Annotated in this window: 26 protein-coding genes; 14 read left to right on the forward strand and 12 right to left on the reverse strand. The window is 56.6% G+C overall.

Features of this window, described 5'->3' with window-relative positions:
- Position 1 precedes the first annotated feature (1 nt).
- The gene (locus ACN0V1_RS01725; RefSeq protein ID WP_417543324.1) at positions 2 to 868 is read right to left on the reverse strand and encodes an MBL fold metallo-hydrolase; all 867 of its coding nucleotides are present in this window, start codon (positions 866 to 868) and stop codon (positions 2 to 4) included.
- A gap of 84 nt (positions 869 to 952) precedes the next feature.
- The gene (locus ACN0V1_RS01730) at positions 953 to 2,461 is read right to left on the reverse strand and encodes a diguanylate cyclase (protein WP_417543325.1); all 1,509 of its coding nucleotides are present in this window, start codon (positions 2,459 to 2,461) and stop codon (positions 953 to 955) included.
- Positions 2,462 to 2,723: 262 nt separating this feature from the next.
- Here ACN0V1_RS01730 and cobS point away from each other — a divergent pair, with 262 nt between their 5' ends.
- Entirely contained in the window at positions 2,724 to 3,488 is a 765-nt protein-coding gene (gene cobS, locus ACN0V1_RS01735; RefSeq protein ID WP_417543326.1) for an adenosylcobinamide-GDP ribazoletransferase, read from the forward strand.
- Between the two features lie 25 nt (positions 3,489 to 3,513).
- Here the strand turns inward: cobS and ACN0V1_RS01740 are convergent, their stop codons facing one another.
- Entirely contained in the window at positions 3,514 to 4,074 is a 561-nt protein-coding gene (locus tag ACN0V1_RS01740; RefSeq protein WP_417543327.1) for a YSC84-related protein, read from the reverse strand.
- Positions 4,075 to 4,159: 85 nt separating this feature from the next.
- Complete coding sequence (locus tag ACN0V1_RS01745) at positions 4,160 to 4,828, reverse strand: DNA-3-methyladenine glycosylase I (RefSeq protein ID WP_417543328.1); 669 nt, start codon at positions 4,826 to 4,828, stop codon at positions 4,160 to 4,162.
- Positions 4,829 to 5,052: 224 nt separating this feature from the next.
- Between ACN0V1_RS01745 and ACN0V1_RS01750 the strand changes: the two genes are divergently transcribed.
- Genes ACN0V1_RS01750 through ACN0V1_RS01810 form a run of 13 tightly spaced genes read left to right on the forward strand, consistent with a single transcriptional unit; the run spans position 5,053 to position 16,433 of the window.
- Positions 5,053 to 6,537: a YfcC family protein gene (locus ACN0V1_RS01750; protein ID WP_417543329.1), complete on the forward strand. Its 1,485-nt coding sequence runs from the start codon at positions 5,053 to 5,055 to the stop codon at positions 6,535 to 6,537.
- A 14-nt stretch (positions 6,538 to 6,551) separates the two neighbouring features.
- Positions 6,552 to 7,781 (forward strand): arginine deiminase, encoded by a 1,230-nt coding sequence (locus ACN0V1_RS01755; RefSeq protein WP_417543330.1) that lies wholly within the window; start codon positions 6,552 to 6,554, stop codon positions 7,779 to 7,781.
- A gap of 18 nt (positions 7,782 to 7,799) precedes the next feature.
- On the forward strand, positions 7,800 to 8,801 hold the full coding sequence (locus ACN0V1_RS01760; protein WP_417543331.1) for an ornithine carbamoyltransferase: 1,002 nt from the start codon (positions 7,800 to 7,802) through the stop codon (positions 8,799 to 8,801).
- 34 nt (positions 8,802 to 8,835) lie between these two features.
- A complete protein-coding gene (gene arcC, locus ACN0V1_RS01765; protein ID WP_417543332.1) occupies positions 8,836 to 9,759 on the forward strand; it encodes a carbamate kinase in 924 nt (307 codons plus the stop codon).
- 18 nt (positions 9,760 to 9,777) lie between these two features.
- Positions 9,778 to 11,190, forward strand: coding sequence for a F0F1 ATP synthase subunit beta (gene atpD / locus ACN0V1_RS01770; RefSeq protein WP_417543333.1), 1,413 nt, complete (start codon positions 9,778 to 9,780; stop codon positions 11,188 to 11,190).
- Positions 11,187 to 11,597 (forward strand): ATPase, encoded by a 411-nt coding sequence (locus ACN0V1_RS01775; RefSeq protein WP_417543334.1) that lies wholly within the window; start codon positions 11,187 to 11,189, stop codon positions 11,595 to 11,597. The genes atpD and ACN0V1_RS01775 overlap by 4 nt, the downstream gene beginning before the upstream one ends.
- Complete coding sequence (locus tag ACN0V1_RS01780; protein WP_417543335.1) at positions 11,594 to 11,896, forward strand: AtpZ/AtpI family protein; 303 nt, start codon at positions 11,594 to 11,596, stop codon at positions 11,894 to 11,896. The genes ACN0V1_RS01775 and ACN0V1_RS01780 overlap by 4 nt, the downstream gene beginning before the upstream one ends.
- Positions 11,893 to 12,207 (forward strand): ATP synthase subunit I, encoded by a 315-nt coding sequence (locus tag ACN0V1_RS01785; RefSeq protein ID WP_417543336.1) that lies wholly within the window; start codon positions 11,893 to 11,895, stop codon positions 12,205 to 12,207. The genes ACN0V1_RS01780 and ACN0V1_RS01785 overlap by 4 nt, the downstream gene beginning before the upstream one ends.
- Positions 12,207 to 12,905: a F0F1 ATP synthase subunit A gene (locus ACN0V1_RS01790; protein WP_417543337.1), complete on the forward strand. Its 699-nt coding sequence runs from the start codon at positions 12,207 to 12,209 to the stop codon at positions 12,903 to 12,905. Before ACN0V1_RS01785 ends, ACN0V1_RS01790 begins: the two co-directional genes overlap by 1 nt.
- Positions 12,902 to 13,180 carry a F0F1 ATP synthase subunit C gene (locus ACN0V1_RS01795; protein ID WP_417543338.1) on the forward strand — a complete coding sequence of 93 codons (279 nt, stop codon included), beginning with the start codon at positions 12,902 to 12,904 and terminating at the stop codon, positions 13,178 to 13,180. The genes ACN0V1_RS01790 and ACN0V1_RS01795 overlap by 4 nt, the downstream gene beginning before the upstream one ends.
- An 8-nt stretch (positions 13,181 to 13,188) precedes the next feature.
- Complete coding sequence (locus ACN0V1_RS01800) at positions 13,189 to 13,959, forward strand: F0F1 ATP synthase subunit B (RefSeq protein WP_417543339.1); 771 nt, start codon at positions 13,189 to 13,191, stop codon at positions 13,957 to 13,959.
- A 19-nt stretch (positions 13,960 to 13,978) separates the two neighbouring features.
- Positions 13,979 to 15,544, forward strand: a complete 1,566-nt coding sequence (locus ACN0V1_RS01805; protein WP_417543340.1) for a F0F1 ATP synthase subunit alpha — start codon at positions 13,979 to 13,981, stop codon at positions 15,542 to 15,544.
- Entirely contained in the window at positions 15,528 to 16,433 is a 906-nt protein-coding gene (locus ACN0V1_RS01810; protein WP_417543341.1) for a F0F1 ATP synthase subunit gamma, read from the forward strand. The genes ACN0V1_RS01805 and ACN0V1_RS01810 overlap by 17 nt, the downstream gene beginning before the upstream one ends.
- 7 nt (positions 16,434 to 16,440) lie before the next feature.
- Here the strand turns inward: ACN0V1_RS01810 and bluB are convergent, their stop codons facing one another.
- From bluB to ACN0V1_RS01850, 8 genes are read right to left on the reverse strand one after another with little or no spacing between them, the layout of a single operon-like run.
- Positions 16,441 to 17,139 carry a 5,6-dimethylbenzimidazole synthase gene (gene bluB / locus ACN0V1_RS01815; RefSeq protein ID WP_417543342.1) on the reverse strand — a complete coding sequence of 233 codons (699 nt, stop codon included), beginning with the start codon at positions 17,137 to 17,139 and terminating at the stop codon, positions 16,441 to 16,443.
- Positions 17,136 to 18,644: a cobyric acid synthase gene (locus ACN0V1_RS01820; protein WP_417543343.1), complete on the reverse strand. Its 1,509-nt coding sequence runs from the start codon at positions 18,642 to 18,644 to the stop codon at positions 17,136 to 17,138. The genes bluB and ACN0V1_RS01820 overlap by 4 nt, the downstream gene beginning before the upstream one ends.
- A 2-nt stretch (positions 18,645 to 18,646) precedes the next feature.
- Positions 18,647 to 19,258, reverse strand: coding sequence for a cob(I)yrinic acid a,c-diamide adenosyltransferase (cobO, locus tag ACN0V1_RS01825; protein ID WP_417543344.1), 612 nt, complete (start codon positions 19,256 to 19,258; stop codon positions 18,647 to 18,649).
- A complete protein-coding gene (locus tag ACN0V1_RS01830) occupies positions 19,251 to 20,579 on the reverse strand; it encodes a cobyrinate a,c-diamide synthase (protein WP_417543345.1) in 1,329 nt (442 codons plus the stop codon). Before ACN0V1_RS01830 ends, cobO begins: the two co-directional genes overlap by 8 nt.
- A 13-nt stretch (positions 20,580 to 20,592) precedes the next feature.
- On the reverse strand, positions 20,593 to 21,375 hold the full coding sequence (locus ACN0V1_RS01835) for an ABC transporter ATP-binding protein (protein WP_417543346.1): 783 nt from the start codon (positions 21,373 to 21,375) through the stop codon (positions 20,593 to 20,595).
- Positions 21,375 to 22,334: a FecCD family ABC transporter permease gene (locus tag ACN0V1_RS01840; protein ID WP_417543347.1), complete on the reverse strand. Its 960-nt coding sequence runs from the start codon at positions 22,332 to 22,334 to the stop codon at positions 21,375 to 21,377. Before ACN0V1_RS01840 ends, ACN0V1_RS01835 begins: the two co-directional genes overlap by 1 nt.
- Positions 22,335 to 22,367: 33 nt before the next feature.
- A complete protein-coding gene (locus ACN0V1_RS01845) occupies positions 22,368 to 23,249 on the reverse strand; it encodes a cobalamin-binding protein (protein ID WP_417543348.1) in 882 nt (293 codons plus the stop codon).
- A 14-nt stretch (positions 23,250 to 23,263) separates the two neighbouring features.
- Positions 23,264 to 25,099, reverse strand: a complete 1,836-nt coding sequence (locus ACN0V1_RS01850; protein ID WP_417543349.1) for a TonB-dependent receptor domain-containing protein — start codon at positions 25,097 to 25,099, stop codon at positions 23,264 to 23,266.
- Between the last annotated feature and the right edge of the window lie 29 nt (positions 25,100 to 25,128).

Raw genomic sequence — 25,128 nt, forward strand, 5'->3', positions numbered from 1 at the left:
CTCAGAACAGGTTGACCGGTATTTTCAGGTAAACCTGGCCATTATCCTCTGCCGGCGGCATCTCTCCTGCACGCATATTGACCTGCACAGACGGCAGAATCAGCCGGGGCATATCGAGGGTGGCGTCGCGCTCAGTGCGCATCTGTACAAACTCATCTTCACTAACACCATTATGTACGTGAATGTTGGCCTCACGCTGCTCCGCCACCGTTGTCTGATGAGCGTACTCATCACGCCCCGGCGCCTTGTAGTCATGGCACAGGAAAATGCGGGTCTTTGAGGGCAGCGACAAAACCTTGCCGATTGATTGGTAAAGTACACGGGCATCGCCACCCGGGAAATCGCAGCGAGCGGTTCCATAATCCGGCATGAACAGAGTGTCGCCCACAAATGCCGCGTCACCGATTACATAGGTCAGGCACGCAGGCGTGTGGCCCGGCGTGTGCATTACGCGGCACTCAAGCCCCCCAATAACGAAGATATCACCGTCCTTGAACAGGCGATCAAATTGGCTGCCATCGCGGGCGAATTCTGTGCCGGCATTAAAGGCCTTGCCAAAAATCTCCTGAACGTCGCGGATATGGGCACCAATACCGGTTTCTCCACCGAGTTTTTCATGGAGATAAGGCGCAGCGGAGAGGTGGTCCGCATGAACATGCGTCTCCAGAATCCACTCAACCTTCAGATCGTTTGACTGAACGTACTCAACAATCTCATCCGCTGAGCGCACATTGGTGACGCCTGCGGCGTAGTCAAAATCGAGCACCGAATCGAGAATGGCACAGGCCGGGCTAGCGGGGTCACGCACGACATAACTGAATGTATTGGTGGATTCATCGAAAAAATGCTGGACGATCGGATTGCTCATGACGTTCACCTTCGTTGCGGCGGGACCTCAGACTTTAATTCTAAGGATATACCAAAACGGAATATTAGGTGAAATTCTCTTGTTTTATATGCGCGATACTCCTGATGCATCAACAAGACAGTCACGCCCGGCCTGCTTTGCGCGATAGAGCCGGTCGTCTGCCAATCGGATAAGCGGATCCGGCGAGGCCGGGATGTCATTCAGTTCCCCGATGGCGGCGATTCCCGCACTGACCGTCAACGGCACCACACAGCTTTCAAAAACGAAGTTGTGATTTCGTACCGAGCGGATAATGCGGCTTACGGTGTCCCGCACATCCGCCTGGCTCACACCACTGAACGCAACCACAAACTCCTCCCCGCCGAATCGTGCCACGACGTCGGTCTCCCGGGTCTGTTCAAGAAGAATGTCGGCAAACGTACGCAGACAGAAATCTCCCCCCAGGTGCCCGTTGGAATCATTAATGTGTTTGAAGCGATCCAGGTCAAACATCGCCAGGGTAAAGTGTTCACCGTGGCGACTGGCGCGGCTGAGCATTTCATTGAGCCTGGGCATCAGATACCGACGGTTATGCAAGGCGGTTAATGGATCACGAATGGACTGATTGAGGAGTTCGCTCTCCAGGCGGTGGCGCTCAAGTGCTCCGGAGAGCAAGCCCGATACGATAATCAGAAGGTCAGCCTGATCTTCGCGCCAGGCCCGTTTGCGCAGTGAGCTCACGCCAAAAAAACTGGTAACCAGGCCCCGGACCCGAACCGGTACGCAGAACATGGAACTGACACCCTGTTGCTCCAACGTGGTGCGCTCGGGTCCGGCAGGTATCTGCTCAATCTCTTCAACAAAAATGACCCGGTTGCCACTAACCATCTCATTGATCTTGCATTGCCACCACTCCAAACCGTCAGTAGGCACATTACGCTGACTGTCGATGAGCGCTGGCACGCCGCCCGAACACCATTCGTAGGTGTTATCCATAACATGATAGTCCGGCGAGAACTCGTACAGGTAAGCGCGATCTACCTCAAAAAAAACGCCGATAGCGCGCAGTAACTCGGTAATGCACTGATCAATGGCGCCAATGCCAAGATTGATAAATTTGGTAGACAGGTTGGCAATCAGCTTCTGAAAATCAGCCTGAAAGGCAGACTCAGTCTCACGCTCTCTGAGTGTGCGCTCGAGATCTTTGTAGCGCTGTATGTTGTGGAATTGGCCATACCAGACGGTGCTTCCGTCTGCCTGGCGCTCGGGCATTGAATTGACCTCAAACCAATCATAGTGCCCGGCCTTCATTCTCAGGCGTGCCTGGCGATGCCATCGGCTAAGAGTAATAGCAGACTCTGCAACACTGACCTTCAAACCAGGCAAATCTTCCGGATGCACCGCAGAAAACATAGCTTCCGCGTTTTCCCGAAGTACCTCCGGGGCAATGCCCAGAACGCTTTGCACATGTTCGCTGATAAACACAAACCGGTGGGACTCCCCATCGGCGCTTAGCCAGTAGGTACTAAGCATGTCGGGAATAGCTGAAACCAGTTTCCGAAGCAAAGAGTCAGTATCGGTACGCCACTGACTCTGATCAGACTGTCCTGTCATGAGCCACTCATCTGCTAACCGCGAATTCGCATTATTTCTAAAAGTGTAGTTCACCGTGTCATACAGGGCTATTTCTAAACGGAAGCATTCGTTTCCCAAAGGTCTCCGGATCCGATTCCAACCAAGCGAGCGACTCTTGGTTAAAGGCTAGAGAGCGCTATTCAATCAGGAAAAAAATTTAAAGCCATGATACCTTTCTGACGCTCCCGATAGCTGGCGTTTCACTGCCCGAGGGAACACCCTCTGCTGAACGGAGCCGCCAATGCCTACCGAAACAAAATCGATATCAAATGAATGGCAAGCCTTCTGGTTAGCCATTGGGTTTCTCACCCGCATTCCCATGCTGGTACGCATCGATTATTCCCAGAAGCTGATGAACCAGTGCAGCATGTACTTTCCACTGATAGGCCTGTTTCTGGGCGCGCTGTATGCCGGATTGTTCGCACTGCTCAGCCTGGCCTGGAGCCCACTGATCTGTGTACTTCTGGTGCTTTGTTTCCACCTGTTTATTACAGGCGCTTTTCATGAAGACGGCCTTGCCGACAGCGTGGATGCGCTAGGTGGTGGCTATACCGTTGAAAAGCGTCTGGAAATCATGAAAGACAGCCGCATTGGCACCTATGGGACCGTTGCACTAGTGATGGCTCTCGGCCTGAAAGCGGCGTTGCTGCTGGATGCCCGGAACGTTTGGCTGGCGTTGCTGGTCGCCCCTGCAATCAGCCGCCTGACACCCCTGTTACTGATGGCCTTTCTGCCTTATGTCACCGACCCGGCCAAAAGCAAAAGCAAGCCCGTGGCGGGAGGCTTCTCTCGCAAGCGCCTGCTTGTCAGCATTGTATTTACCGCAGTAACAGTCTTGATTTTCAGCCCCTGGCTGCCGGGGTTGTTGCTGGTGGCCATAACCGCCATTTTGACGGTTGCCCTGGTGTGGGGTTGGTATTTGCAGCAGCAATTGGGCGGTTACACCGGCGACACACTGGGTGCCAGCGTGGTGTTTTGTGAGCTGGCGCTGCTGTTGGGCATGTAAGCACCCAACAGCAGGTTGATATAACTCAACGGTTAATGCGGGATATTTTGGTGCCTTCGATACTCAGCCCGGCCATCAGGCCTTGCTGGCTGAAGATAAATGCATAGGCATCGTTTTTAAGCGACGAACTTGAGAGGTTTTTCGCCACGCCTTCATCCACCAACACCACCGTCGGGCCGACACCAATCTCCCAGCCTTTCGATTTTTCCAGATAGGATACAGCCTTATCTGTCATCAGAAAAACCGCATAGGCATAGGACTGAGCACCTGCCTGCAAGCCCCAGGAGCCGGTAACCGAATTGTAGTAATCCGTCACCTCTGAGCCTTTCAACAAAACGCCTTCGCCGTAGCTGCCACCAAACACCAGCCCGGCTTTAACGATGTTGGGGAATACCAATATCGCTTTGGCGTCGCCAGACAGGGTTTTAGCAACGGGTTGAGCTTTGTAGAGTGTTTCCAGTGCCTGTTTGGCATTGCGATCAAGGTCTTCCGCGCTTGCAGCCATAGCTTGGCTTGCGCCTGTGATCGCTATAACAGAAGCCAGCGCGAGTGCAAATCCGAGAAAGGTGTTACGCAGTGTGGTCATGACACAGCCCTCCTGATTGATCATCAGACTATAAATCAGTTGGATGAAAATTGACCATTACAGCTGAGACATGCGGCGCTGAGGTTTAACTATCCACTGAGCAGGAGACAATCCGCGAAAGATGGCTGTAGGGCATACCCGTTTCCTGATGCCAGTTGTTGAATGCTGCCTGCGCCTGCTGCAGGCCTTTTTTGCTACCTGGCGATGCGTCCAGCAGTTCTGCATGACGCAAAACCGCCACCACTTCGTTCGACAGGATAAACCCGTCCCAGCCCACTCCACGCAGGAAATACTGTGCGCTGTTGCCGCCGAGGCGGGATCCATGGCGCTTGAGCCACAGCAACAGGCCAACCTGGTCGTCTGACGGCCACTGCTTCAGGAAGGCACCGAAGCTGCCATGTTCGCGCGCCGCATCCACAATCATGCGGGCATTCTCCGGCACCGTGCGGATCTTCTGCATGTTGCGCACAATACGCACGTCACGAGCCAACTCCTCCAGAACGTCCGGCGGTACTTGCTGCCAGTAGGCGGGTACAAACCCGTGGAAGGCCGTTTCGAAATCCGCCCACTTGTTCTCAATAACGCGCCAGACAAACCCCGCCTTGAATACACAACGGGTGATTTCCGAGAGATAGCGATCATCCGTTCGCGCCTCCAGCTCAGTGGCCGGTGGCAGTTTTAGCAGCAGGGCGTTCAACTTTTCAACGCCACCTTTGCGCGCAATGGCACGCTCATGAATACCTTCAAAGCGCATAAAATCTCGTTTTTTGAATGTTGATGGGTTTCCAGAGAATTTACATTACATTGATATTAATAGTGACCTACCTCAAATTCTTGCCTGGCTTATTCGCTACCGTAACTCTAACGAACCGGACATTCGAGCTCCCACCCGGCTGCGAGCCTATTGCACTCACAGCCTGGATCGGGAGCTGCCGTTGGCTCTATCCATAGCTGTCAGTGTACATAAGGAGAGATGCTGTGAATGATAACCCCCCCTCCACAGATAACACGTCAAATATTCCCGGGGACAATCAGCCAAACGACCCTGAGCAGGATTTGTCAACTCGGTTCCCCACCGCTTATACCATTCTGTTTCTGCTGATTATTCTCGTTGCTGCCCTGACCTGGATTATACCCGCCGGCCAATACGACCGGGCGATGAACGAAGAAGTCGGGCGTGAAGTCGCCGTGCCCGGCACCTATCAGACGGTCGACCCCCATCCCCAAGGCTTTATGGACATCATGCTCGCGCCCACGGCCGGATTTTATGATCCGGACAGTTACGTGGCCAACGCCATTGATGTGGCCCTGTTCGTACTGTTTCTCGGCGGCTTCCTCGGTGTAATGAACGCCACCGGGGCCATCGATACCGGTATACGCAGCGCCATGCGCCATCTCAAAGGCCATGAAATCTGGATGATCCCGATCCTCATGACACTGTTCGCCAGCGGCGGCACAACTTATGGCATGGCCGAGGAGACCCTGGCGTTTTATGCCATTCTGATCCCGGTAATGATGGCTGCCGGATACGATGTTGTAACGGGCGTGGCCATTATCCTGATCGGCGCCGGTGTCGGCGTGCTGGGCTCAACCATCAACCCGTTTGCCACAGTTATTGCAGCAAACGCCGCAGACATTCCGTTTACCGATGGCATAGTCGTACGTTTTATCCTGCTCATTGGCGGACTGTTAATTTGTTCTGCCTACGTTATGCGTTACGCCGTTCGTGTTAAAGCGGATCCATCCCGCTCTGTTGTGTCCAAACAGTGGGATGCCCACCGCAAGCTCTTCCTGGGCAAGCATGGTGATGACGTCCTGGATTCCACTCTCAACAGAACTCAGGTGATTGCCCTTCTTATATTTGCCGCAACCTTCCTTACGATGATCTGGGGCGTATCCTCACAGGGCTGGTGGATGGCCCGCATGGGCGCTCTGTTTTTCGGTTCGGCCGTAGTGATCGGCATCATCGCGCGCCTTGGCGAGAAGAAGCTCACTGGCAGCTTTGTTGATGGTGCCCGCGATCTTCTGGGCGTCGCTCTTGTCGTTGGGCTGGCGCGAGGCATTGTTGTGATCATGGACCAGGGCATGATTGCCGATACCATCCTGCACAGTGCAGAAACATCCCTTGGCGGATTGCCCGAACTGGCCTTTATCAACCTGATGTTCTGGATTGAAGTGGGCATGAGCTTCTTTGTACCTTCGTCTTCCGGGCTGGCGGTTCTTTCAATGCCGATCCTGGCGCCGCTCGCGGACTTCGCAAATGTGGGGCGTGACCTGGTCGTAACTGCCTATCAGTCCGCCAATGGCCTGGTAAACCTGATCAACCCCACCTTTGCAGTGGTGGTCGGCGGGCTGGCTATCGGTCGCGTCTCTTATGATCGCTGGCTCGCATTTATCTGGCCCTTGCTGTTGATTCTTACCCTTTTCATTACTTTGGTCATCAGTGCAGCAGCACTGATTTAGCGGAGGACTGAGTTATGTCTGAACATACGCTTGGAGTACATTCCGAAACCGGCACTCTGCGACAGGTCATTGTCTGCCGCCCGGGACTGGCACACCGGAGGCTAACACCCTCCAACTGCGACGCCCTGTTATTTGATGACGTATTCTGGGTAAAACAGGCGCAGAAAGATCATGATGTGTTTGTCAGCGTAATGCGGGAGAGAGGTGTCCAGGTACTGGATGTCAACGAATTGCTGGCAGAAACCCTGAACATCCCTGAAGCCCGTAAATGGATTCTGGATCACCGCATTACCTGGAACCAGATTGGTGTCGGGATGATTTCCGATTTGCGCGCCTGGATGGACGAGCTTCCGGGCAGAAAGCTTGCTGAATACCTTATTGGCGGGCTTGAGGTGGCCGACCTGCCCTTTGACCCGACGGGGCTTTTTGGCAACCACCTGGGGCATTATGGGTTTGTGCTGCCACCACTGCCAAACTATCTCTTTACAAGGGACAACAGCGCCTGGATCTATGGCGGTGTCACTCTGAACCCGATGTACTGGGCCGCCCGCAAGCCCGAAACGCTGTTAATGGCCGGCGTGTACCTGTTCCACCCGAAATTTGCCGGCAAGGTCGATGTGCTCTGGGGTGACCCTACACAGGAACATGGGCTTGCGACACTCGAAGGCGGAGATGTCATGCCCGTAGGCAATGGCACTCTTCTTGTAGGCATGGGAGAGCGTTCATCACCTCAGGCTGTCGGGCAACTGGCTAACGCGCTCTTTGAGAAAGGCACGGTAGAACGGGTGATTGCCTGCCAGATCCCGAAATCCCGTTCCGCCATGCACCTGGACACCATTTTCACCTTCTGCGGTGGCAACGTGGTCACCACCTTCAAGGAGGTCGCGGACGAAGTGGTCTGCTATGACTTGCGCCCCGGTGAAGGCGAAAAGCACCTGTCTTTCCGCCAGGACCCTCGACCCCTGTTTGATGTGGTTGCTGACGTTCTTGGCTACCAATCTCTCGACATAGTCCCCACCGGTGGTGATAACCCGGCCGAGCGGGAACGCGAACAGTGGAACGATGGCAACAACGTGTTGGCACTGAGCCCTGGTGTGGTCGTCGGTTACGACCGCAACGACGACACCAATACGGCACTGGAAGCGGCGGGCATTGAGGTACTGTCTATTCCCGGTGCCGAACTGGGACGTGGCCGGGGCGGCGGACGGTGCATGAGCTGCCCGACAATGCGCGACCCCATCTGACTGCACAGGACCAAGCCCATGGCGTTTAATCTGAAAAATCGGCACTTTTTGACCCTGCGTGATTTCTCCCCGCAGGAGATCAAATTCCTGCTACAGCTCTCGGCTGATCTGAAGACTGCCAAATACGCCGGCACCGAGGTTCCTCAGCTCAACGGCAAGGAAATAGCCCTGATCTTCGAGAAAAATTCCACCCGAACACGAGTAGGTTTCGAAGTCGCCGCTTATGACCAGGGGGCCAGAGTCACTTACCTCGGGCCCACTGGCAACCACATCGGGCACAAGGAGTCAGTAAAAGACACGGCGCGGGTGCTCGGGCGCGTCTACGACGCCATCGAATACCGTGGTTTCGGCCAGAAGATTGTCGAAGAACTGGCAGAATATGCCGGCGTGCCTGTCTATAACGGCCTGACCGATGAATTCCATCCAACCCAGATTCTTGCCGACTTCCTCACTATGCAGGAGCATACTGAGAAACCCTTGCACCAGGTGGCTTATGCCTTTCTGGGCGATGCCGCCAACAACATGGGCGACAGCCTGCTAATCGGTGGTGCCAAAATGGGTATGGATGTGCGTTTGTGCGCACCAAAAGCCTGCTGGCCGCGCCAGTCGGTTCAAGACGAGGCTCAGGCGATAGCCCGGGAAACCGGTGCACGTCTTACGATTACCGAAGATCTGGACCCTGCCTTGGCGGGCGTTGATTTTGTCTACACCGATGTATGGGTATCCATGGGCGAGTCAAAAGAAAAATGGGGGGAGCGCATTGAGCTGTTGATGCCTTACCAGGTCAATGCAGAGGTCATGCAGAAAACCGGCAATCCCCGGGCCCGCTTCATGCACTGCCTGCCGGCTTTTCACAACACCGAAACCACCGTAGGCAAAGAGATCCAGGCCGAGTTTGGCATTGACGCCATGGAAGTAACGGACGAAGTTTTCGAGAGCCCGGCATCGATAGTATTCGATCAGGCAGAAAACCGCATGCACACCATCAAAGCGGTGCTGGTAGCCACGCTCGGGGCCTGATTCCGGAGCTAATCGTTGATAAAGGATGCACCCTATGCTGATTGTCGCAGCTCTGGGCGGCAACGCCCTGTTAAGACGCGGAGAGCCACTGACGGCTAAGGCTCAACGCGCCAATATACGAACCGCAGCAAAATCACTGGTCGAACTGGTACGAGCCGGACACCAGCTCGTTATTACCCACGGCAACGGTCCTCAGGTGGGTTTGCTGGCATTACAGGGTGCCGCCTACAAACCTGAGGAAGCGTATCCTCTGGATGTGCTGGGTGCCGAGACCGGCGGCATGATCGGTTATATGATCGAACAGGAAATCGAGAATGCCCTTGACCATGACCGCCCTGTGGCCACTCTGCTCACCCAGGTTGTGGTTGACCGGAATGACCCGGCCTTTGCCAAGCCGACCAAATTTATCGGCCCCGTCTATAGTAAAGCAGAAGCAGAGGCCAGAGCTGCGGCCGCCGGCTGGCGCATTGCAGCCGATGGTGACAAATGGCGCAGAGTCGTGCCGTCGCCGGTTCCCAAAGAAATTCCGGATATTCATGTGCTGAAACTGCTGCTGGATCAGAACGTGATTGTGATCTGTACCGGAGGTGGAGGCATCCCGGTGCTGCGCCGTAACGATGGCAGCATGACCGGCGTTGAGGCGGTTATCGACAAGGACGCGGCCAGTGCCCTGCTCGCACGCGAGTTAGGCGCAGACGCGCTGTTATTGCTGACCGACGTAGACGCAGTTTATCGTGACTTAAACACTCAGGCCGCGGCCCCAATACATAGAATTACCGCAGACCAGGCGCGAAAACTGGATATGCCAGCCGGTTCCATGGGGCCAAAGGTGACAGCCGGCGCCGATTTCGCGGACACTGGGGGCATCAGCGGCATTGGCCGCCTGGAAGATGCTCTCGCTATTCTGGGTGGACACGCAGGTACGCTCATTACAAGAGCAAGCTCCCAAAACTCCTAACCGTTCAGGCACGTTATCATGTCTAATCTGGTTGCTAACGACGGGGATCTCACGCCAGACACTGGCAGTGACAGTGTCGGACAGATTGTGGGGATTCGTGGTGGCGTTGTCGATGTAAAGTTCCCCGGCGTTGCCCCCCGCATCCAGGACCTGGTCCGCGCTGGCAACCTGGATCTGGAGGTCACCTCACTGCTTGAGAACGGCGCAGTACGTTGCATGGCGCTGGCCCCTGTGCGCGGACTGGGCCTGGGAATGTCCGTGCAGGCCACAGGCGCGCCCATTCAGGTTCCCGTAGGCGACACCGTACTGGGCCGTATGCTCAACGTATTTGGCGAACCCATTGATGGCAAGCCTGCTCCTGCCGCCACAGTGCGGCGCTCCATTCACCAACCACCGCCGGCACTGGAAGACCGCGTCATACACAGCGATATTCTGGAAACCGGCATCAAGGCCATTGATTTGCTGTCCCCCATTGAGCGCGGCGGCAAGACCGGGCTGTTCGGCGGTGCCGGAGTCGGTAAAACCGTGCTGATCACCGAATTGATCAACAACACGGTTCAGCACTACCAGGGTGTAAGTCTGTTCTGCGGCATTGGCGAACGCTCGCGGGAAGCGGAAGAACTGTACCGTGAGATGGGCGACGCCGGTGTGCGGGATAAGACCGTCATGCTGTTCGGGCAGATGAACGAAGCCCCGGGTGTGCGGTTTCTGGTAGGAAAAACTGCGCTCACCATGGCGGAGTATTTTCGCGACGACCAGAAACAGGATGTGCTGTTGCTCATCGACAATATTTTCCGTTTTGTTCAGGCCGGTTCTGAGGTCTCCGGGCTGATGGGTCGTATGCCCTCCCGGGTCGGCTACCAGCCTACCCTGGCCACCGAACTGGCCACCCTGCAGGAGCGCATCACCTCTACCCGCAATGGAGCGATAACCTCCATCCAGGCAGTCTACGTGCCCGCCGATGACTTCACCGACCCGGCAGCGGCGCATATTTTCTCACACCTCTCTGCCTCCGTGGTGCTTTCCCGAAAGCGCGCCAGCGAGGGCCTGTACCCGGCGGTCGACCCGCTCGGCTCCGCCTCGGTGATGCTAACGCCCGCCGTGGTCGGCCAGCGTCATTACGACATCGCCCGGGCAGTAAGGCGCACCCTGGCAGAGTATGAGGATCTGCGCGATATCATTGCAATGCTGGGCATGGAGGAGCTCTCAGCCGCTGACCGAGCCACGGTTGCCCGGGCGCGGCGGCTCGAACGCTTTCTTACCCAGCCGTTTTTTACCACCGGCTCTTTCACCGGTACCGGCGGCAAACGTGTGCCCATCAAAGATACCCTCGATGGCTGCGAAACCATTCTGAACCAGACCGAGTTTAATGATAACGAAACCGACTATTATATGATTGGTTCACTGAAGGACCTGGAGGTGAAGTCATGAGCCTGGCCGACACCATGCAGGTAGCGCTTCGGCTACCTACCCGCACACTCTATGAAGGCACGGTAAAGCAGCTATTTGCCACGGCGGAGAACGGCGCTTTCGGGATGCTTCCCAACCATATCGACTTCGTTACGGCGCTGGTGCCCTCGGTACTTATTCTCACTTCAGCCGACGGTGAAGAACTTTTTTTTGGCATTGATGAGGGTGTGCTGATGAAAAAAGGCCATCGAGTGGATATCGCCATACGCCGGGGTGTTCAGGGCCAGGACCTCAACTCCCTGAACGAAACCATACTGGCCGCGTTTATCGAAGTGGATGAAGAAGAACGGGTGGCCCGGTCAGCACTGTCCCGCCTTGAAGCGGGCATCGTCCGGCATTTTGGCGACTTGCGGAAACCCACCGTGTGAACAGGAACGACCACCGCTCAGCAGAAAACATCCGGCGCACTGCCGAGCGTATGAAGCTGGCGCGCAGTTCTCCAGGCCTGAGTCCTCTGCGAGGGTTGGGGGCATTCGGAATTGTTGGCTGGTCGATTGCCGTACCAACAGTGGGTGGTGCATTTCTGGGTTTATGGCTGAACCGGGTAGCACCCCAGGACTTTTCCTGGCCCATTGCACTTATCCTGGGAGGTGTCGTGGTTGGAGGTATTATTGCCTGGAACTGGATCAGCAAAGAAGGTCCGGACCAGAAAGGAGACAAGCGGTGATAACAGTCGACTGGCATGCAGCTCTGTTGGGGTTGTCAGTAGGTGTTCCCGTCAGCGCCCTGTTCTTTGCGGGTCTGGCCTGGGGAATGCAGCGAGCCCTCGGTTCCAAAAGACCCGGGCTATGGCTGATGATCAGCGCCTTCAGCAGGATTGCGGTACTCCTGGCCGTTGGCTTCTGGGTAATATCGACCGCAGGAAGTAACTGGGCCGTAGCCGGCTATGCGCTGGCGTTTTTTCTGGCACGGCTGATGGCCATACTCTGGGCCAGGACGGGCAAAACGTCCGCCACCACTGGACAGGAGGGCATATAATGCAGTTGACTCCCGATGATGTCGTTGTTTTCGCTCTGGCTGGTTGGGAAATTAACGCCACCATCGTTAATACCTGGATCGTTATGGCGTTGCTGGTAGGCACTTCCATGCTGATTACCCGCAACCTACGCGCCGATGTGCCACCCAATCGCTGGCGTACGGCGCTGGAAGTGATCGTTAAACTGATTCAGGGCCAGATTGAGGAAGTTACACGGAACTCCGCGCGCCATGTCATGTATTTTTCCGGCACGCTGTTCCTGTTCATTGCCTTATCAAATCTGATGCTGGTGATACCGGGGTTTTCGCCGCCCACATCGTCCTTATCCACCACAGCGGCTCTGGCTTTGTCTGTACTGATGGCGGTACCGGTATTCGGCATTGCCACTGGCGGGCTGGGAAGCTACCTGAAAACGTTCATCCAGCCTTCGGTCATCATGCTGCCATTCAATATTATCGGCGAGTTCTCCCGGGGCATATCCCTGGCTATCCGCCTTTACGGCAACATAATGAGTGGCGCCGTTATCGCGGCGATTCTTCTGACCATCGCGCCATTTTTCTTTCCCGTCGCCATGGACATGCTCGGCTTACTGACCGGCATGATTCAGGCGTATATCTTCGCCATGCTCGCCACGGTTTACATCTCCTCTGCCACAGCAGAGCCTGACCCTTCATTGCAAAAACACGAGGACAAGCCATGACAGATCTTGCCATTATCGCAGTCATATCAATTTTCACGGCAGGCCTGACCGTTTCCTTCGGCGCTCTCGGCCCGGCCCTCGGCGAAGGCCGGGCCGCCGCCGCTGCAATTGCCGCCATGGCCCAGCAACCGGATGCCGCTCCCACTCTGTCCCGAACCCTGTTTGTGAGCCTGGCGATGATCGAATCCACCGCTATCTACTGTTTTGTGGTGGCCATGATTCTGCTTTTCGCCAACCCGTTCTGGGCCGCGGTGCAGGTTGCCCCAGGAGGGTAGAAGCGATCATGTCCATTGACTGGATTACCGTTATTGCGCAGATCGCCAACTTTCTGGTACTGGTCTGGCTACTGAAGCGCTTTCTCTACCGTCCGATCCTTGACGGTATTGATGCACGCGAGGCCGAGATCGCGCGCAGCATGGCAGAAGCCGGGGAGGCTCAAAAGAAAGCCCAAGCAGTTGAAGCGGACTACCAACAACAGCGAAAACAGCTGTTATCTGACCAGAATGCCGTGGTCGAACGGGCGCTCCGGGAATCAGAAAACAAGCGCGACGCTCTGCTCGCCGAGGCTCGCGCCAAGCTTGAACAGGAGCAGAAAGACTGGCACAAACATCTTGAGCGTGAGCGGCAGAAGTTCACCGCGCAACTGCAACGCGCCGGAGAAGAAACCCTGTTGGAACTGACCCGGAAAGCCCTTCGGGATCTTGCGGACGAATCACTGGAGGAGGCTATTGCTCGCCACGTCAGCGCGCGCCTGCGCCCGATTGCCAGCGAACTCTCCGACGCCGCCGGTGACAACAAAGAAGCCCTTGCCACCACGCGAGACCCCTTGCCGGAGGCCGCGCAGGCGCAGATGCAGGCCGATATCGAAAGCCTGCTGCCAGGCATAACCCTGCGTTTTGAAACCGACCAGAAACAGGCTCCCGGCCTGGTTCTGCGGGTCGGCAGCGCCCAGGTTGCCTGGACGGTCGACAGTTACACTGAGGCCTTTGATGCGCTTTTAAGCGAGCGCCTCGCCGCCGGTGCGTCCGGCCGGGTTCAGCCAGGTAATGCCTGAGAGAGGTAGATAAACTACGATGGAGAACCGTTCTGAACTGCCTGTAACTGACCCCTTTGACGCCTGGCGGGAAGCCCTGCTGGCAACACCCGCGCCCGCGCCGGAACTGACTGAAATCGGAACCGTCACAGAAGTGGGCGACGGTGTTGCGGTCGTTACCGGCCTCGCCCGTGCACTGGCGGATGAACTATTGATGTTTGACTGCGGCGTGCGCGGCATTGCCCTGGACCTGGAGCCTGGAAGGCTCGGTGTGATCCTGCTCGGACCTTCAGAGCTCATTACCCTGGGCGAAGATGTACGCCGCACTCGTAAGGTAGTGAGCGTGCCGGTCGGCCCTGCTCTACTCGGCCGCGTGGTGGATGCCATGGGGCGCCCAAGGGACGGCCTGGGGCCTGTTGCGGCAGTAGCCGAGCACCCCATTGAAGCAGAAGCACCGGGCATTCTCAGCCGTTCGGCCATTTTCCGGCCACTGGCGACCGGCATCAAAGCCATTGATGCCGCTGTACCCGTGGGCCTCGGCCAACGCGAGCTGATCATCGGGGACCGCCAGACTGGAAAAACCTCAATCGCCATAGACACCATCCTCAATCAGGTACGCTCCGCCGTTACCTGCATCTACTGCGCCATTGGCCAACGTGGGGACGCGGTCTCCCGAGCGATCGGGGCCCTGAAAAAAGGCAACATGATGGCCCGCAGCGTGGTTATGTCAGCCGGCGATGAAGAAACACCGGGGCTGGCCTACATCGCGCCCTATGCCGCTATGGCTATGGCGGAGTACTTTTCAGATCAGGGCCAGGACGTGCTGGTGATTTTTGATGATCTGACACACCACGCCCGTTCCTACCGGGAATTATCACTGCTGCTACGCCGGCCACCGGGGCGCGAGGCTTTTCCCGGCGATATTTTCTACGTTCATGCCCGCCTTCTGGAACGGGCCGGCCAGTTTACAAAAGAAGCCGGCGGCGGCTCGATTACCGCCTTGCCCGTAGTGGAAACCCAGGCAGAGAACCTGTCGGCCTATATCCCTACAAACCTGATTTCCATAACGGATGGCCAGATTTACCTGTCGCCAAGGCTAGTACGCAAAAACCAGTTCCCTGCCGTTGATCTGGGGCTGTCTGTCTCCCGGGTAGGCGGTAAAGCACAGACCCGTGCTCTGCGAGAAGTGGCCGGCAACCTGCGGGTTACCCTGTCGCAATTTGAGGAACTGGAAGACTTTGCCCGCTTCGGTACGCGGCTGGACGACGCCACACGCGCCCGTCTGACCCGTGGCGCTGCCGTTCGCACTGCGCTGCGCCAGGCCGAGCGAGACCCCATGCCTGCCGCTGAGCAACTGGCGGTGCTGATTGCCGCGATGGAAGGTCTTTTCGATGCCTTGTCTGAACAACAACTGACTGATGCCATGGCCCGCATTCGTGCCGCTACGCAGAAACAATTACAGGTCATTGACGAGCGCATCAGTGAAAACAAAGGGTTGAGTGAGGCAGACCGGGAACTGGTTATAACAAGCGCACGTAATGCACTTGCTGCGAGCAGCTCCGCAGATATCTCCAGCGCAGAGGCCCGCCATGGCCCAGACGCTTGAGACGCTTACCCGGCACAGCGATACCCTGACCAGTATTCGTGGCATCGTCCACACCATGAAAACCCTGTCTGCAATTAACGCAACACCCTATGAGCACGCAGCACGCTCAATTGAGGCCTATCACCAGACCATCCTTCAAGGTTTTGCCGCCTTCGCTTACCGAACCGGAGAAATCGTTCTGCGCCAGGATGACACACTTGAGCATCTGGTTATCGTGTTCGGCTCCGACCATGGTCTCTGTGGCAACTACAATGAAGTTCTCGCAGAAAAGGTGAAGCAGCATTGCCAAGGCCAAGCCTTCCGTAAGCAGCGTCTACTCTGCATCGGTGCACAAATGAACGACGCCCTGGATGATCAAGGCCTTACACCAGAAGCTGTGCTGCTGCCACCGGCGTCTGCCGAAGGCATCGGCCGCCTTGCCGGCGATATCGTTACACGCATAGACCGTTTCAGTCAGGGCCAGCCGCTGCATCATCTGGCTGTCACCCTGGCGTTTACCCAACGCGGCGACCACGGCCTGCGCGAGCCGGTAACGCAAAGACTTCTGCCGTTGGCGCCTTCGCTGCTGCAGCGCGAAAAGCACTGGGATTCACGCTCGCTTCCGGAATACACCATGGAAGCTGACGCGCTGCTGTCATCGCTGATTCGCAGCCACATCTTCGCCAGTGTGTTTCGCGCTTCGGCAGAAGCCATGGTGACCGAAAATTCCGCACGGCTGGCTCTGATGCAGCAGGCCGAGCAGTCAGTGGATGAGCGCATAGAGGAAGTAACAGGAGAACTTCGATCTGTGCGGCAAACAGAGATCACCAATGAGCTGATGGATGTAATTATCGGTTTTGAGGCACTGAAGAAACCGAAAAACAGCGCAACCGAATATAATTCACAGTAGTGTTCGCTTACTTTTTCAGTTGCTCCAGTAGTACCTCATCGTCCAGCGCCACACCCCAGCCGTTACTATGCACCAGCTCTTCCAGCGGTAGGCGCGACCGCCAGCCTTTGGTCTCGAGTTCAGGCTGGTCCAGAAATTCGCTAACGTAGCCCATACATAAATAAGCCAACGGGTATACGTTATCCGGCAAGTTCAGGATATGTGCCAACTTGGACTGGTCGATGATGCTCACCCAGCCCACACCAATACCTTCAGCCCGCGCCGCCAGCCACAAATTCTGCACGGCCAGGCAGGTGCTGAATAAATCCATATCCACAATGGAGTTTCGCCCCAGCACATGGGTGCCGCCGCGGCTGCGGTCGCAGGTAATGCACAGGTTCATCGGGCTTTCGACAATGCCCTGAAGTTTCAGGCTGCGGTAGGTTTGCTGGCGTTCACCGCTGTAATTTTTCGCCGCTTTGGCGTTTTCTTCGTTGTAGCTGGCCAGCACTTGCTGGCGCACGTCCAGGCTGTCGATCAGGATAAAGTCCCAGGGCTGCATGAATCCCACCGATGGCGCGTGGTGCGCGGCTTTTAGCAACCGTGCTAACACCGGCCGAGGGATAGGATCTGGCAGGAACTGGGAGCGCACATCGCGGCGTTCGTAAATGGCGCGATACAGTCCGGCGCGCTCTTCGTCACTGAACCGGCGGTCAGGATCGTTCATTGCTGGTTCATCTCCTTGGGCGCAGCCGCTGCTGCCGGCAGCCCCAGCAGATCGCAGAGCCAGTCAGTATCCAGATGTTGCTCTACCTGATCCGCCAGCCGGTCAAGCTGGGCCAGGCGATGGCTTTGATAATCCACTGCCGCGCCCGATTGATTCAGCCCAGCCCATTGCAGCAGTGCGTCACAGGCGGCGGGCTCATCAAATATTCCATGCACATAGGTACCGGCGATCTGGCCATCAGTGCTCATCGCGCCTTCGTTACTGCCATCTATCCGGCCGAGCGGATGCGCCAGGGCCGCGCCTTCACTAACGCCGTTGTGCATTTCGTATCCACTGAAACCGATCTCTGCTTGCACGCAATCCGTTGCGGCCGGGTTCAGCGTGCCACGCACGTTTTTCAGTTGTTTACCAGCCACCATGGTGGTAGCCATGGCCAAAAGGCCCAAGCCTTTGGTTGAGCCACTTTGGCCTTCCAGTCCATCGGGGTCATCCACAGATGACCCCAGCATTTGAAAGCCGCCGCAAATGCCAAACACCTTGCCACCGTAGCGCAGGTGTTTTTGGATGGCTTGCGTCCAGCCCTGGGCGTGCAGAAAGGCCAAGTCCGTCCGGGTACTTTTGCTGCCGGGCAAGATAATAAGATCAGCCGCCGGGATGGGTTGATCCGGGCCGATGAACTGCAGGTTTACCCCCGGGTGCAGGCGCAATGGGTCGAAATCGTTGTGGTTACTGATGCGCGGCAAAACGGGCACGATCACATTGAGAGCGCCGGCTTCGCTGGTGCCCGTGGTGCCTATGCTATCTTCAGAATCCACAATCAGGCCATGAAGATACGGCAACACACCCATCACCGGCTTGCCAGTGCGGTCAGCCAGCCAGTCCAGGCCCGGTTCCAGCAAACTGATATCGCCACGAAAGCGATTAATGATGAAGCCTTTTGTGCGTTGCTGTTCGCTGCTGGAGATCAGCTCGAGAGTACCCACCAGCTGAGCAAACACTCCGCCCCGGTCTATATCGCCCACCAACAACACCGGGCAATCCGCCGCTTCCGCAAAGCCCATGTTGGCGATGTCGTTCGCCCGCAGGTTGACCTCAGCCGGGCTACCGGCGCCTTCCGCAATGATCACATCGTAACGTTCGCTGAGTGAACGCCAGGCAGCCATCACCGCCTCCATGGCTTCAGCTTTGTAGGCGTGATAATCCAACGCGCCCATATTGCCATGCACTTGCCCGCGCAAAATTACCTGGGCGCCACTGTCGCTTTGCGGCTTCAGCAATACCGGGTTCATGTCGCTGTGAGGTTCAATCCCGCAGGCCAGCGCCTGCAACGCTGTGGAGCGGCCAATTTCACCGCCGTCTGTGGTTACCGCACTGTTTAGAGCCATATTCTGGGGCTTAAACGGTGCCACTGAAACGCCCTGGCGAGCCAGCCAGCGGCACAAGGCCGCGACGACAGTGGTTTTACCGGCATCTGAGGTGGTGCCCTGAATCATCAAGGTAGCCATATTTAGAGCTCAACGCCCTTCTGAGCCTTGATACCCTGATCCTTAAAGGCGTGTTTCACCACGCCCATTTCTGTAACGGTATCCGCGATATCGATCAGCTCTTGCGGTGCGCTGCGGCCGGTGACAACCACATGCTGCATCTCTGGCCGGGCCTGTAGGTCGTCCAGAACGCGATCCAGGTCGATGTAGTCGTACTTCAGCGCAATATTGAGTTCGTCCAGCAAAATCAGATCATAGCTGTCGTCCTGCAACATGCCTGCAACGATATCCCAGGCGGCATTGGCCGAAGCAACATCCTGCTCACGGTTCTGGGTCTCCCAGGTATAACCTTGCCCCATTACGTGGTAATCCACATTGGGCAGATCCCGAAAGAACGCCTCTTCGCCGGTACTGAATGCACCCTTGATGAACTGCACAATGCCGACCTTCATGCCATGGCCAAGCGCACGGGCGACCATACCAAAACCGGAGCTGCTCTTGCCTTTGCCTGGGCCGGTTAGCACCAGCAATATGCCCTGCTCTTTCTGGGCTTTAGCAATCCGTTCCTGCATGATTTTTTGTTTGGCTGTCATTCGGCGAATATGGCGTTCCGGGTCTTTTGCGCGTTCACGCATGGGTCTTCTCCTTGGTATTGGGGAATGTCGGTGACTGGCCCTTGAAAATAGCGGCAACGAGTTTCGGCGCAGACGAGAAGTACCCGTGAAAATAGCTGGCAACTAAGCCTTTATCACAGAACACTGCCTCACTACCCGTGCCCGCCTGCTTGTGAGTATAGGCTGCCGGTTGCCAGTTGGTATCCAGTGTGGAACGGTGAAAGGTGTGGCCCCGCAACTCCCCCTGCTCCGCTGTCAGGCTGTGCATGCCCAGGCCCTGTAAGCGTTTGGCCATGGCCGAGCGACCGGGTATCAGGCCAAACAGTGAATGCACAACGCCTTCCTTGTCTGATAATTCTTCCGCGCAGGCCATCAGACCGCCGCACTCTGCGAGAATCGGTTTGCCGGCATCATAAAACCCACGAATCGCGTCTGCCATAGCGGTATTGTTGGCCAAAGTGCTGCCGTGAAGTTCCGGGTAGCCGCCAGGGAGCCACAGGGCGTCAGCCGGCGGTAACTGCGAGTCCGCCAGTGGGGAAAAATAGTGCAGCTCAGCCCCCATTGCCAATAACAGGTCTGTGTTCGCGCGATAGATAAAGCTGAATGCCAGATCGCGGGCAATGGCAATGCGCACACCGTTCAGCAAAGCCTCTGGTTTAACAGGCTCAGCCGGGGCAATCGTGACAGCCTTCGGTAACTCACCAAGGCCGGCGGCTTCAAGCACAGCGGCCGCCGCATCAAGCTGCTGGTCGAGGTTGCCCAGCTCTGCCGGTTGCAACAGGCCCAGGTGCCGATCCGGAATATGCATGGCCTCGTTGCGAGGAATAGCACCCAGCAGGCTGATGCCTCTGGGCAAACCTTCCTTCAACATCTCGCCGTGGCGGGGGCTGCCGATCTTGTTGGCAATCACCTGGTACACTGACAGTTCCGGATCAAAACACGCCAGCCCCAACACCAGGGCACCAAAGGTTTGTGCCATGCCACCGGCATCAATAACCGGCAGCGCAGGAATACCCAGCAGTTTCGCAAGATCTGCACTGGATGGGTCGCCATCAAACAGCCCCATCGCACCTTCGATCAGAATCAGGTCGGCATCCCGGGCGGCTTCCGCCAGACGCCAGCGGCATTCGTGTTCACCGGTCATCCAGGGGTGAAGCTGGTAAACCGGCTGGCCTGATGCGACTTCAAGTATCATCGGGTCCAGATAATCCGGACCGTGCTTGAACACTCGTACCGTGCGGCCAGCGTTCCTGTGCAGGCGGGCCAGCGCGGCCGTCACCATGGATTTACCCTGCCCGGAGGCGGGAGCGGTAATCATCACCGCCGGTATGGTTATATTCATTGGCTGGCCAGGTTCAGGGTTTCGGCCCGGAGCGCACGGGTACAAATAGTGTCGCGCCATCGGCTTCTACGGTGATAAGTTTCTGGTTATACAACTGCTCAAGCGCAGAAGGCTCCAACATAGCGCCTGCCGGCCCCCAGCAGGCATCACCGTTGGTGTATAAAAGCAAAACATGGCTGCACCAGCGCGCTGCCAAATTCAGGTCGTGCAGGCACAGAAATACGGTTTTGCCGGCACCCGCCTGATCCGCGAGCAAGTTCATTACCTTGACCTGATGGTGCAGGTCCAGATGGTTGGTGGGTTCATCCAGCAGCCAGATATCCGGGTTCTGAGTCATCAGCGTGGCAATGGCGACACGTTGCCGTTCACCGCCGGATAGCGTGTTCAGCAAGCGACCCGACAAATGATCTACATCCAGTGCCGTCAGCGCCTGCTCTGCAAAAGCCTGATCTTCACCTCGCTCGCTCTCCCATGGCGACAGCCAGGGGTGACGCCCGATAAGGGCGGTTTCCATCACGGTTGCCGGGAAACTGTCCTGACGGTCCTGAAACACCAGGCCCAGTTGCCGGGCGATATCCCGGCGCTTCTGTTCGCCCAAGTCTGTGTCATTCAGCACTATCTGGCCGCTGCGGGCGGGCAGCAAACCGGCGAGTGTATGCAGCAAGGTGGTTTTACCCGCTCCGTTGGGACCAAGTACACCCCATACCTGGGCTGGCTCAACACTTAGATTGAGAGCAAAGCCATCTGGCCTTCCCGGTACGTTAATGATCAGATCGCGGGTACTCAGCTTGCTCATCAGCGGCTCCGGTGCAGCAGGTACAGGAAAGTCGGCACACCAAGCAACGCGGTAATCACACCAACCGGCAACTGTTCAGGGGCTATCACCGTGCGTGCCAGCGTGTCCGCCAGCACCAGCAGAGCGCCACCAGCCAAGGCACTGGCTGGCAAGATAATGCGCTGGTCGTTGCCCAGAACCAACCGGAGCATATGAGGCACAATCAGGCCGACAAATCCGATACTGCCAGCGGTGGTCACGGCGGTGGCCGTCAGCAAGCTGGCGAGAAGGTAAATCACCCATTCCAGCGGCCGCACAGCGACACCCAACGCAGCAGCCTGCAACGGTCCACGAGCCAGCACATTCAGATTACGGGCAAGGGGCATAATCAGCACCACCGCTAAAACAAGCACAGTCAGCGCCGGCCAGGGTGAACGAGCGTAAGAGACATCGCCCATCAGCCAGTACAGCATACCGGGGAGTTTGTAAGAGGGGGTGATTGCCAGCATGAGAGTAATGACAGCGCCCCAACCAGCAGCAACCACCACACCAGTCAGCAGCAGGCGGGAAGGTGTCCAGCTGCCAGTGCCGTGGGCGATACCGAAGACCAGCAGGGTGGCCAGCATGGCGCCGGCGAAAGCCGAACCCGATATCAGCAGCGCACCCATGCCAGCCAGCATGGCCAGCAACGCCCCGACTGCAGCACCGCCGGACAACCCCAGCACGTATGGGTCGGCCAGAGGATTCCTCAGTAGCACTTGCATCAGGGCGCCCGCGACCGCCAGCAAACCACCGGTGGCAAAAGCTGCAAGAGTGCGTGGCAGGCGCAAGTCCATCAAAAGTGTGCGATTCAACGCGCTGCCTTCGCCCTGAATGGTCTGCCAGAGATCAAGCAGTGGAATGTTTACGCTGCCCAAGGCCATGGCCAGCACCACCGAGAAAAAAGCAAGGATGCCAAGAATTAACAGCGAACGGATCATCGACCACCTGCCTGTAAGCTATCGCTTGGGGCATTAACGCTCACGCGCAACATCCAGCTTTTCACAGATTAGCTCGGTCGCTTCGAGAAGCCTGGGGGTGGGCCTCGAAATCGGGGATGCAGGTACAAAAAACAGGTTGTCTCTGGCAACAGCCTTCAAACCGGAATAGTTCTTCCAAAGATCGAGCTGATCGTCACTTTTACCATCCACACTTCCTGTAAGAATAGCGTGGGGGTTAGCCTCCAGAACAACTTCTGCACTGATTCGCGGCACCAGGCGGGACATCTCACCAAATACATTCACACCACCGCACAATTGGAGAACCTTGCCAATCAAATGATCATTATTGATCGTCATCAGAGGCTGCTCCCAAACCTGATAAAAAACCCGTATGGGTTCAGCACCCCGGTACTGCTCAGAGATTGCTTTAATACCCGCCCGAAAATGCGCAGCTTCCGCATACCCTTCCTGTTCCGTTCCCGCCAATGTGGAGAGCCGCTCAATAACGCTGGAAACCCCTTCGAATGTCCGAGGTTCTATGGAAAACAGTGGCACACCAAGTTCCTGCAGCAGCTCGACCTGCGCAGGCGGGTTACCCGTTACCCAGGTAACCACCAGATCCGGCTTAAAGGCCAGCAGAGCTTCCAGATCTATGCGGGTGTGATTGCCAACCAAAGGCAACTTGAGCGCGGCAGGAGGGTAGTCGCTGTAGTTAACAACAGCAACTACCTTGTCGCCAGCACCCGCCGCAAACATAAGCTCGGTAGCTCCGGGCGACAGAGTAACTATTCGTTTGGCCGGTTCTGGCAGGCACACTTGCGCACCCTTCTCATCTTCAGCACACACCTCTGCCCACACCATCACAGGCAGGAACAGAAGCACGCAAAACAGTGCCTTAACCGGCCAGTAAGTCATAGTTCGGCTCTCACTCAGCGGAAATCATAACGTACGGCAAGCATGCCCGTGCGGCCCGCAGCAATGTAGTTCTGAGTGGCAGATCTCCGGGCAGTTGAGTACTCTTTGTCAAGCACGTTTGTCAGAGTCAAACGCGCACTCCAGTCAGGGGCAAAATTCCAACCTGCGCGCAGGTCCAAGGTCGCAAAGCCTGCCAACCGATTGGTGTTTGCAGCATCATCGTAGCGATCACCCTCTGCAATCACTGAGCCGCCAAAGACAAAGTTACTGACAGCCTTATCCAGATCAATACGCGCGGTCTGGCGCGTACGGCGTCTTAACTGTTTACCGGTTTCCCGATCTTCCGGGTCCATGTAGGTCAACGCAATAGCAGTGCGCCAGCCGTCTAACTCATAGCCGGCTGAGAGTTCCGCACCGCGAATTCGTGCGTCGTCGACGTTCACAGCGGTATTAACACCGCCAATCATCCCAGAGCTGATCAGGCTCTCAATGTCCATCTGATAAACCGCCAGATCCCAGAACCAGGCTTGGTAATTTCCGCTGACTCCCAGTTCATAGTTTTCTGATTCCTCCGGTTCCAGATCGGGATTGCCCTGATATGAAAACCCAAAACCAAAGTCCGTGAACGGAAAATAGAGGTCGTTGAAAGTAGGGGCACGGAAGGCCGTACCGTAACTGGCCCGCACACGATGAGAACGATCAAACCTGTAGCCCAACGCCAACCCGCCAGTTTCCTGGGTACCGTAGGCTTCATTATCATCGCTGCGCAGGCTTAGCTGAGCATCAACCGGGCCAAAATTAAGGCGTAACTGGCTGAACACGGCGGTGTTCGTCCTACTGGTTTCGTTGAAGTCTTGAGTACTGCTGACCTCGTCCTGCTGCAGCTCTGCGCCGATAACCAGTTCGTGGACACTGTAGGAGAACGTGTTTTCCCATCGGGCCTGTTGCAGGCGCGTGTTAAACACACTTTCACTACCACCCTGGAAGCTTTCGGCTTCATCCCGTGATTCAGAGAACTGGATACCCGTTTTCCAGTTGTCGTTCAGAGGCGTCATCACTCCAAAGCCAAGGGCACGTAGCGTAAAATCAGTATTGCCGCCCTCAAACTCGGAGTTTCCCTCAGACTGCAAAAGCATAACGCTGGCTTCACCGCCGTTATCAAAATCGTGCACAACCCGGCCAAGCCCGGCTGAATTGCGAAAACCTCTGTCATCACCGTTTTCCACAATCGCCGTGCCGTCGGTTTCTTTATGAAGACCGCTCAGGCTGAAGCGCGTGTTCCCAGCCTCGCCGGAAACACCCGCGCTCACCTTCTGGGAATCAAAGTTACCGGCACCCGCCTCAACCCAGCCTCTTTGCCCCTGCTTTGGATCCAGTGTGAAAGCCTGAACAACACCGCCCATGGCATCTGCACCATAGAGCGAACTGCGAGGTCCACGCACGATCTCAACACGCTGAACAAGCTCTGACGGGAAGTACTGCCAGGAAGCGCCACCGCCGGTTGCCGAATGCAGCTTTACACCGTCAACCAGAAAAACAGTGCCGCCGTTCTTGACGCCACGGGTGTAGACGCTTGTTGATTTGCCAAAAGAGCCGTTACCGACCACGTTGATGCCAGGCTGGCCGCGCAAAAGATCGGAGAAATCGGCTGGCGCTTTGGAGCGAATATCTTCTTCGTCAATCACCGTAACGGAGGCAAGGCTCTCACCGACCGTTCTGGGACCAAGAGTTGCGGTGACAACAATCGGATCTAATTGCGAAACCTGAGCTTCTTGAGCGACCGCAATTGAGAGGGGACTAAACGCAAAAGGAACTACCAGAGCTCGGGTAGCTGACAGGGACACTTTCATAAAACGCACTCACAGACTCACCACGCGCA

This window comes from Marinobacter sp. (assembly GCF_048266785.1).
Classification (GTDB): domain Bacteria; phylum Pseudomonadota; class Gammaproteobacteria; order Pseudomonadales; family Oleiphilaceae; genus Marinobacter.

What these genes read in the sequence shown, in the direction of transcription:
- ACN0V1_RS01730 (WP_417543325.1), bottom strand. Translation starts at nt 2,461, where the DNA reads ATGACAGGACAGTCTGATCAGAGTCAGTGGCGTACCGATACTGACTCT.
- cobS (WP_417543326.1), top strand. Translation starts at nt 2,724, where the DNA reads ATGCCTACCGAAACAAAATCGATATCAAATGAATGGCAAGCCTTCTGG.
- ACN0V1_RS01740 (WP_417543327.1), bottom strand. Translation starts at nt 4,074, where the DNA reads ATGACCACACTGCGTAACACCTTTCTCGGATTTGCACTCGCGCTGGCT.
- ACN0V1_RS01835 (WP_417543346.1), bottom strand. Translation starts at nt 21,375, where the DNA reads ATGAGCAAGCTGAGTACCCGCGATCTGATCATTAACGTACCGGGAAGG.
- ACN0V1_RS01800 (WP_417543339.1), top strand. Translation starts at nt 13,189, where the DNA reads ATGTCCATTGACTGGATTACCGTTATTGCGCAGATCGCCAACTTTCTG.
- bluB (WP_417543342.1), bottom strand. Translation starts at nt 17,139, where the DNA reads ATGAACGATCCTGACCGCCGGTTCAGTGACGAAGAGCGCGCCGGACTG.
- ACN0V1_RS01775 (WP_417543334.1), top strand. Translation starts at nt 11,187, where the DNA reads ATGAGCCTGGCCGACACCATGCAGGTAGCGCTTCGGCTACCTACCCGC.
- ACN0V1_RS01805 (WP_417543340.1), top strand. Translation starts at nt 13,979, where the DNA reads ATGGAGAACCGTTCTGAACTGCCTGTAACTGACCCCTTTGACGCCTGG.
- ACN0V1_RS01755 (WP_417543330.1), top strand. Translation starts at nt 6,552, where the DNA reads ATGTCTGAACATACGCTTGGAGTACATTCCGAAACCGGCACTCTGCGA.
- ACN0V1_RS01745 (WP_417543328.1), bottom strand. Translation starts at nt 4,828, where the DNA reads ATGCGCTTTGAAGGTATTCATGAGCGTGCCATTGCGCGCAAAGGTGGC.
- atpD (WP_417543333.1), top strand. Translation starts at nt 9,778, where the DNA reads ATGTCTAATCTGGTTGCTAACGACGGGGATCTCACGCCAGACACTGGC.
- cobO (WP_417543344.1), bottom strand. Translation starts at nt 19,258, where the DNA reads ATGCGTGAACGCGCAAAAGACCCGGAACGCCATATTCGCCGAATGACA.
- ACN0V1_RS01810 (WP_417543341.1), top strand. Translation starts at nt 15,528, where the DNA reads ATGGCCCAGACGCTTGAGACGCTTACCCGGCACAGCGATACCCTGACC.
- ACN0V1_RS01820 (WP_417543343.1), bottom strand. Translation starts at nt 18,644, where the DNA reads ATGGCTACCTTGATGATTCAGGGCACCACCTCAGATGCCGGTAAAACC.
- ACN0V1_RS01850 (WP_417543349.1), bottom strand. Translation starts at nt 25,099, where the DNA reads ATGAAAGTGTCCCTGTCAGCTACCCGAGCTCTGGTAGTTCCTTTTGCG.
- ACN0V1_RS01760 (WP_417543331.1), top strand. Translation starts at nt 7,800, where the DNA reads ATGGCGTTTAATCTGAAAAATCGGCACTTTTTGACCCTGCGTGATTTC.
- arcC (WP_417543332.1), top strand. Translation starts at nt 8,836, where the DNA reads ATGCTGATTGTCGCAGCTCTGGGCGGCAACGCCCTGTTAAGACGCGGA.
- ACN0V1_RS01725 (WP_417543324.1), bottom strand. Translation starts at nt 868, where the DNA reads ATGAGCAATCCGATCGTCCAGCATTTTTTCGATGAATCCACCAATACA.
- ACN0V1_RS01840 (WP_417543347.1), bottom strand. Translation starts at nt 22,334, where the DNA reads ATGATCCGTTCGCTGTTAATTCTTGGCATCCTTGCTTTTTTCTCGGTG.
- ACN0V1_RS01795 (WP_417543338.1), top strand. Translation starts at nt 12,902, where the DNA reads ATGACAGATCTTGCCATTATCGCAGTCATATCAATTTTCACGGCAGGC.
- ACN0V1_RS01845 (WP_417543348.1), bottom strand. Translation starts at nt 23,249, where the DNA reads ATGACTTACTGGCCGGTTAAGGCACTGTTTTGCGTGCTTCTGTTCCTG.
- ACN0V1_RS01830 (WP_417543345.1), bottom strand. Translation starts at nt 20,579, where the DNA reads ATGAATATAACCATACCGGCGGTGATGATTACCGCTCCCGCCTCCGGG.
- ACN0V1_RS01790 (WP_417543337.1), top strand. Translation starts at nt 12,207, where the DNA reads ATGCAGTTGACTCCCGATGATGTCGTTGTTTTCGCTCTGGCTGGTTGG.